8 protein-coding genes and 1 pseudogene are annotated in these 7,076 nt (G+C 73.1%); 1 reads left to right on the top strand and 8 read right to left on the bottom strand.

What is annotated here, in order from left to right:
• From ABZ904_RS35505 to ABZ904_RS35485, 5 genes are all read right to left on the bottom strand, one after another.
• Positions 1–1,217, bottom strand: a 1,217-nt coding sequence (locus tag ABZ904_RS35505) for a lysylphosphatidylglycerol synthase transmembrane domain-containing protein (protein WP_361828099.1), incomplete at its 3' end; no start/stop codon positions are given.
• A complete protein-coding gene (locus ABZ904_RS35500; RefSeq protein ID WP_360999477.1) occupies positions 1,214–2,155 on the bottom strand; it encodes a class I SAM-dependent methyltransferase in 942 nt (313 codons plus the stop codon). The genes ABZ904_RS35500 and ABZ904_RS35505, both read right to left, overlap by 4 nt.
• Positions 2,152–3,351 (bottom strand): glycosyltransferase family 4 protein, encoded by a 1,200-nt coding sequence (locus tag ABZ904_RS35495; protein WP_360999606.1) that lies wholly within the window; start codon positions 3,349–3,351, stop codon positions 2,152–2,154. The genes ABZ904_RS35500 and ABZ904_RS35495 overlap by 4 nt, the downstream gene beginning before the upstream one ends.
• Positions 3,352–3,362: 11 nt before the next feature.
• Positions 3,363–3,761: a 6-carboxytetrahydropterin synthase gene (locus ABZ904_RS35490; protein ID WP_360999474.1), complete on the bottom strand. Its 399-nt coding sequence runs from the start codon at positions 3,759–3,761 to the stop codon at positions 3,363–3,365.
• A gap of 162 nt (positions 3,762–3,923) precedes the next feature.
• Positions 3,924–4,904: an FAD-dependent oxidoreductase gene (locus ABZ904_RS35485; RefSeq protein ID WP_360999471.1), complete on the bottom strand. Its 981-nt coding sequence runs from the start codon at positions 4,902–4,904 to the stop codon at positions 3,924–3,926.
• Between the two features lie 107 nt (positions 4,905–5,011).
• Between ABZ904_RS35485 and ABZ904_RS35480 the strand changes: the two genes are divergently transcribed.
• Entirely contained in the window at positions 5,012–5,779 is a 768-nt protein-coding gene (locus ABZ904_RS35480) for a CDP-alcohol phosphatidyltransferase family protein (protein ID WP_360999468.1), read from the top strand.
• A gap of 85 nt (positions 5,780–5,864) precedes the next feature.
• Here ABZ904_RS35480 and ABZ904_RS35475 read toward each other — a convergent pair whose 3' ends face one another.
• From ABZ904_RS35475 to ABZ904_RS35465, 3 genes and pseudogenes are all read right to left on the bottom strand, one after another.
• Positions 5,865–6,320, bottom strand: coding sequence for an RpiB/LacA/LacB family sugar-phosphate isomerase (locus ABZ904_RS35475; protein WP_360999465.1), 456 nt, complete (start codon positions 6,318–6,320; stop codon positions 5,865–5,867).
• Between the two features lie 42 nt (positions 6,321–6,362).
• The gene (locus ABZ904_RS35470; RefSeq protein WP_361828094.1) at positions 6,363–6,500 is read right to left on the bottom strand and encodes a hypothetical protein; all 138 of its coding nucleotides are present in this window, start codon (positions 6,498–6,500) and stop codon (positions 6,363–6,365) included.
• 183 nt (positions 6,501–6,683) lie between these two features.
• Positions 6,684–7,013, bottom strand: a pseudogene (locus ABZ904_RS35465) (transposase); the annotation flags it as partial.
• Positions 7,014–7,076 lie beyond the last annotated feature (63 nt).

Genomic DNA, 7,076 nt, shown 5'->3' with positions numbered 1-7,076 from the left:
GCTTCGCCGCCGTCCTCAGGGGTTTCCGTGCCGGCGATCGCAGCGTCCTGCGCACTTCCGGCCGGCTCCGCGTCCTTCCGCCGGGTCCTCAGCCCCGTCGACCACCGGCCGAGGAGTACCAGAAGCCCGGGCAGGCTCGCGACGAAGCTGAGGACGCCGTACACCACCGCGACGCTCAAGCCGCTGTCCGCGCCGAGGCCGGCGGCACCGAAGGCCCAGGCGGTGACGCCCTCGCGGGGACCCCAGCCGCCGACGTTCAGCGGCAGGCCCATGGCGATGAGCGCGAGCAGCGCCAGCGGCAGCAGCGTGAGGGGGGATGCCTGCGATCCGGCGACCCGAGCGGCCACCAGGAACATCAGCAGGTGCCCGGCCAGCACGACGACGGACGACACCAGCACGGCCGGCCAACTGCCCCGGGCGAGCAGGGCACTTCGCGCCTCGGCGAGCAGGGCGGCGAACGAGCGGCGCCGGCGCGACGAGCGGGGCGCCCGGCCCATCCGCACGGCCGCCACGATGGCGACCGCGCCGAGTGCGGCGAGCGCCAGCAGGGCGGCGAGACGGCGAGCCTCGACCAGCACCGGTGAGGGCAGCGTGAGCAGGACCGGCACGCCGACGGCGATGAGGGCCACCTGCCCCGCCGTGCGTTCCAGGACCACGGCGCGGACGCCACGGCCGATGTCGCCCGCACTCTGCCCGTGCCGCACCGCACGGTGTACGTCGCCGAGCACGCCGCCGGGGAGCGCCGCGTTGAGGAACAGCGCTCGGTAGTAGTCGGCGACGGCGGGACCGAGCGGCAACCGGATGCCCAGCGCACGGGCCACCCGGCACCAGCGCCAGGCGCTGAACACGGTGGTCAGTACGCCGATCGCGAGCCCGGCCAGCAGGGTGGGGGCGTCGATCCGCCGCAGCCCGTCCAGGAACACCCCGGTGCCGAGCCGCCACAGCAGCACCCCGAGGATGACGGCTCCGGCGATCGTGCCGAGGTGCGTGCGCAGGGCGCGCAGCACGGGACGGCGGGCGCGCGGCGCCTCGGTCCCGGCCGAGCCGGTGTCCGCCCCGGCGGGGGCGGCCGTCCGCGGTGCCGGAACGGCGACCGCGCTCCTCGTCGTCCCACGCGCGGTCTGCGGCGGGATAGTCTGCGCGGCCGGCACCGCGGTGCCCTCGGCCCTGCGCATCGCCTCCCCCGCCTCCACCACGGAGGCCGTCCGAGCCGTCATCCTGCCCCTCCCGTCGGCCGCGGCAGTACAAGTACGTCGCTGTGGTGCACCGTCACGCGCAGCTCGCCCGCCGCGCAGGCGGCCGACCGGTCGCGCAGATACGCCGCCGCACGGGCCGCCAGCCCCGGACGCTGCTCCACTGCGGCGCCTACCCAGCCACGCAGCCACTCCTCGGTCAGTTCCGCCTGTTCCGGACCGAGCCGCCAGGGGCTCGGATGCGCCCGTAGGTCCGCCCCCAGCCGGTCGAAGGTCTCGCGGGCGGCGACCACCGCGTCGGGCCCGAGGAGTCCGCCCCGGCGCTGGTGCGCGTTGAACGCGTCGCCGATCTCCTCGTCCATGGGATGGGCGGGAGTGAGCTCCACGCGGCCGACGACGGACAGCGTCAGCAGTGCCGGGCAGCCCGCGCCCACGACGGCGGCGGCGAGCGTGTCCATCTCGTCCGCCGTGAGGACGTCGAGCAGCGCGGAGGCGGTCACCAGCGAGGCGCCCGTCAGGGCGTCGGGGGTGAGCCGGCCGATGTCGCCGCGCTGGGTGGTGACCGTCACCGGGCTGCCGTCGGCGCCCGCCCGGGGCGCCCCCACCGTGGCGAAGTGCAGCAGGTACGGGTCGCGGTCGTGCAGGACCCAGTGCTGGGCGCCGTCCAGGAGCGGGGCGAGCCAGCGGCCCATGGAACCCGTGCCGCACCCCAGGTCGTGCACGACCAGGTCCCTGGTGCGTCCGGGCCGGTTGGCCAGCCGTATCCGCAGTGGGTCCAGCAGGTCGTGCGCGCGTGCCGCGGCGTCGGCGGGCTCACGCAACTGGAGCCACTGCGGGGCGTACCGCGGGACCTCGGACTCGCCGGCGCCGGGCGCCGGTATCGCGGAGAGGACCCCGTGACCGGCGGCGTCCGAGGACGCCGTACCGGAGTCGGGCCCCGGCGGAGTCGTACTCATGCTCATGCCGCCCTCCGGGGCTCGTGGCGCAGCCGCCCCAGGACGCCGGCCAGGCTGCGGGCCGTGGTGGCCCAGCCGTTCAGCGCGGCGCGACGGCCGCGGGCCGCGGCCTTGAGCCGGCGCCGTACGTCCGCCTCGCCGAACCAGCCGCGCAGTTCCACGGCGAGCGCGGCGGGGTCCTCCGGCGGTACGAGGATGCCGGGCACCCCGCCGTCGGGTGCGCGTCCCAGCGCCTCCGGCAGGCCGCCGACGTCGGTGGCGAGGACGGGGATGCCGCGGGCGAGTGCCTCGGTGACGGCCATGCCGTACGTCTCGGCGTACGAGGTGAGGACCATGAGGTCGGCGGTGGCGTAGCTGGCGTCCAGTTCGGCCCCGGACCGGGGCCCGACGAGGTGCAGCCGGTCGCCGAGTCCATGTCCGTCGATGAGCGCGCGCAGACGGGCGACGTACTCGGGATCGTGGCCGAGCCCGCCGACGCAGGCGCAGGTCCACGGCAGGTCCCGGACGGCGGCGAGGGCCTCGATCAGCCGGTGCTGGCCCTTGCGCGGGGTGACCGCGGCGACGCACAGCAGCCGTGAGACTCCGTCGGTGCCGGGGGCGAGGGGCGCGATGTCGGCGCCGGGGGCGGCGACATGGACGCGCTCGGGGGCGAGCCCGTGGTGCGAGACAAGCCGGCGCACGGCCCAGTCACTGGTGGCGACGACGGCGGGTACGGCCCGAAGGGTGGCCCGCTCCTTGGCGTCGAGCTCCGCCGCGGTCTGCGCATCGAGGCCCGTCTCGTCGCCGAGCGGCAGGTGCACCAGGACGGCGAGGCACAGGCGTTCGGCCTCCGGCACCACGATCTCGGGGACACCGCAGGCGACCAGGCCGTCGAGCATGACGACCGTGCCGTCGGGCAGTTCGCGCAGCGTCCGGGCGAGTTCCGCCCGGGCCGCGGCACCGGGCCGGGGCCAGGAGCCCTCGACGGCGTGCTGGTGGACCTGCCAGCCGAAGCCGGGCAGGTCGAGGCAGATACGGCGGTCGTAGGCGTTGCCGCCACTGGGGGTGGCCGGGTCGTCGACGCCGCCCGGCATGACGAAGTGCACGGTGCGCAGGGACATGGGAATGATGTGGGCGTTCCTCAGGGCCGCGCTCTGCACCGGAACGTAGTGCAGCCGGGGCTGGGACGCCCGGCCGGCCGTGTCCGGGGCCGCGTGGCCGATGGTCGTGTCGGTCACAGGCCACGCTCGTAACTCGCCCAGGCGATGTGTGATTCGTGCAGCGTGACGGCGATGCGCTCGATGCCACGGGCGCTCTCCCCCAGCGCGCCCTTGTGGATGCGCTCGGCGAGGCGGTCGGCGATCACCTTCGCCAGGTACTCCGTGGAGGTGTTGATGTTCGCGAAGTCCGGCTCGTCGTCGAGGTTGCGGTAGTTGAGCTCGCTCACCACGGCGCCCAGCTCCTGCGTGGCCAGTCCGATGTCGACGACGATGTTGTCGTCGTCCAGCTCGGCGCGCCGGAAGGTGGCGTCCACGAGGAACGTCGCACCGTGCAGGCGCTGCGCCGGGCCGAAGACCTCGCCGCGGAAGCTGTGGGCGATCATCAGGTGATCGCGGACGGTGATGCTGAACAACGGACGACCCTCCAGGTGCGGTGCGTCTGATCCCCTGCCGGGGCATGCCGTGTAGTACGGCCGGCCCCTGCGCGTTGTTCAGCTGCCCGTTCTCCTTGTTTCGAGGTTCCGTGCGAATTCCTTGCGCGTTTCCTCGGAGTCGGGGCGATTCGGACAACGGGATCAGTCGTCGGTGTACTGAACTCGGTGGCACAACCCCTTGAGCTCACCACGTGCGAGGCGTGGCAGCACGTCGGGGAGGTCTTCGAAGGCGGACTCGCCGGTGATCAGCGCGTCGAACGCGGGCTCGGAGAGCAGTTCGAGGGCGAGGGCGAGCCGGTCGGCGTAGGTGCGTCCGGCACGGGCGCGCGGCGAGACGGTGCCGACCTGGCTGCTGCGGACGGTGAGACGGCGCGAGTGGAAGGCCTCGCCGAGCGGCAGGGTGACGCGCCTGTCGCCGTACCAGCTGAGCTCGACGACCGTGCCTTCGGGGGCGAGCAGTTCCAGGGCGCGTACGAGCCCCGCTTCGCTCGCGCTGGCGTGGACGACGAGGTCGCACTCGCCGAGGGCGTCCTGCGGCAGGACGAAGTCGACGCCGAGCGCGCGGGCGGTCTCGGCTCGCTCCGGATCGGCGTCGACCAGCTGAACCCTGACCCCGGGATGACGGGCCAGCAGGGCGGCGACGGAGCATCCGACCATGCCGCCGCCGACGACCGCGATCCGGTCGCCGACGAGCGGCCCCGCGTCCCACAGGGCGTTGACCGCGGTCTCGACGGTGCCGGCGAGGATGGCACGTGCGGCGGGCACGGTGTCGGGTACGACGGTGACGGCCGAGGCCGGGACCACGTACCGGTTCTGGTGCGGATACAGGCAGAAGACGGTCCTGCCGACCAGTTCGCCGGGGCCCTGTTCCACTCGCCCGACGCTCAGGTAGCCGTACTTCACGGGCGCCGGGAAGTCGCCTTCCTGGAAGGGCGCGCGCATCGCGGCGTGCTGGCTCTCGGGTACGCCGCCACGGAAGACGAGGGTCTCGGTGCCGCGGCTGACACCGGAGTACAGCGCGCGCACGAGGACCTCGCCGTCGCCGGGCTTCGGGAGCTCCACGTCGCGCAGCTCCCCGTGACCCGGCGAACGCAGCCAGAAGGCGCGGGCTGTGAGGTTCATGTGCGTCTCCCTGAACGATCCGGCGTCTCACCACGTACGCAGCTATGAGAAGTCGCGCACAAGGTACGCGCGGAGATCGAATCTGTCACTCGGCCGGAGGGTGAGCGGTGGCCCTGAACCACACATACGACGCAAGGCTCTTGCAGCAGGAGACGACCGTGGGAGCGGGCGTGCAGGTACTGCTGCTGGCCTTGTTGGGCACGGCCATCGGCATGGGCCCGGCCGGCTGGCTGACGGGCCTGGCCTTCGCCCTCGCCACCTGGGCCGTCCTCACCCGCGCCGTGCTCCGCTCGCGGCTTCGCTCCTTCGGCGCCGCCAACCGGGTGACGTTGGGCCGGGCGATCCTGGTGGGCGGCGTCACCGCGCTGGTCGCGGACTCCTTCGAGAGCTCACCGCCGGTGACGGTCTTCGTGGGACTGACGGGGGTGGCGCTGATCCTGGACGGCGTGGACGGCAAGGTGGCCCGCCGCACCGGCACCTCGACCGCGCTCGGCGCACGCTTCGACATGGAGGTCGACGCCTTCCTGATCCTGGTGCTGAGCGTGTACGTGTCGATGACGCTGGGGATCTGGGTGCTGCTGATCGGCTCGATGCGCTACGTCTTCGTGGCGGCGGCCAAGGTGCTGCCGTGGCTGAACGGCGAGCTGCCCTCGAGCATGGCGCGCAAGACGGTCGCCGCGGTGCAGGGAATCGCCCTGCTGGCGGCCGCCTCGAACTGGCTGCCGTACCCGGTGACCGCGGGGATCGTCGCGGTCGCGCTGGCCTCCCTGGTGTGGTCGTTCGGCCGGGACGTGCTGTGGCTGTGGACCGTCCGCGTCCGCGCGGCGGCGACGCCGGCCCGGAAGGAGGTGCTGGAGCTGGTGGCGGGCCACTGACCCGGAGTTCGGCGGAGGGGACTATCCGGCGCCGGCGCCGGAACCGTCCTGCCGAGGACCAGGCCTCCGGCCCGGACCGCGGAACCTACGGGACCGCCCTGCCGAGATCCAGACGTCCGACATGGGCCACGTTCTCCCGGTCCTCGGGGTCCTCGCTGGTCTCGGCGGCGAACCAGGCGTCGAGGATCTCCGTCAGCAGCGGCTCGGACGTCAGCCGCAGACTGAGCGCCAGTACGTTGGCGTCGTTCCAGCGGCGTGCGCCGTCCGCCGTGTACGCGTCCGTGCACAGCGCCGCCCGTACACCGGGTACCTTGTTGGCGGCGATCGAAGCGCCCGTCCCGGTCCAGCAACACACGACGGCCTGCTCGGACCTGCCGGCGGCGACCTCGCGGGCGGCGGCCTGGGAGCACACCGCCCACTGGGCGTCGTCCCCGGGGTGCAGCGCGCCGTGGGTCACCACCTCGTGGCCGCGGCCGCGCAGTTGGGCTACGAGGCTGCGGGCGACGGGTTCGTCCATGTCCGAGGAGACGGAGATCCGCATGCTCCGGAGCCTACCCGCCCTGACCGCGGGGGCCCCGGCCTCTCAGGAGGCCATCATGTCGCGCACCTGAGGCGCCACCTTCGTGCCGAAGAGCTCGATGCACTCCATGAGCGCCCGGTGCGGCAGCCCGTTCATGCCGTACTTCAGGTCGAAGCGGGTCGCCCCCAGGGTCCGCAGCATGGTGACGATCTTCCGCGCCACGGTCTCGGGCGAGCCGACGTACAGCGCGCCACCGGGGCCGACGTCGTGCAGGAACTGCTCGAAGGTCGGCGCGCGGAAACCCCGCTGTGCGGCGACCTTGCGGATCGTGCTCTCTTGAAGTGTTCTCCTGCCTTCGGCAAGCCTCAGGAAGGAGATTCCCGCCTACCTTGCGGCGGCGGGCTGGACGCCGCGTGGGCGCCTGACGACTGCCCTCCCGGCAGCCGGGATGAGCGCGAGGCCCATCCGGTACAGGTGCAAGATGTTCCGGGCGGCGTTGAAGTCGGCGTTTCCCGACCAGCCGCAGCCTGGGTTCTTGCACACGAACACGGCCTGGCTCTCCCGGCTGCCCGGTGTGGTGAAGCCGCACGCTGAGCATCGCTGGGAGGTGCCGGAGGCGGGAACCTTGTACAGGCTGCCGCCGTACCTGGCGGCCTTGTACGTCAGCAGGATCACGGTGCGGCCCCATGCCTCCTGGCTGATGGAGCGGTTGATTTTCCGGATGTCGATTTGAGTTATGGCTGGTCACCGGCTATCTGGAGGCGTCATGGACGTCAT

Source organism: Streptomyces sp. NPDC046900, from assembly GCF_040644975.1.
Classification (GTDB): domain Bacteria; phylum Actinomycetota; class Actinomycetes; order Streptomycetales; family Streptomycetaceae; genus Streptomyces.
The sequence above is the reverse complement of the archived record's forward strand: the minus strand, read 5'-3'. Positions and strand labels throughout refer to the sequence as shown.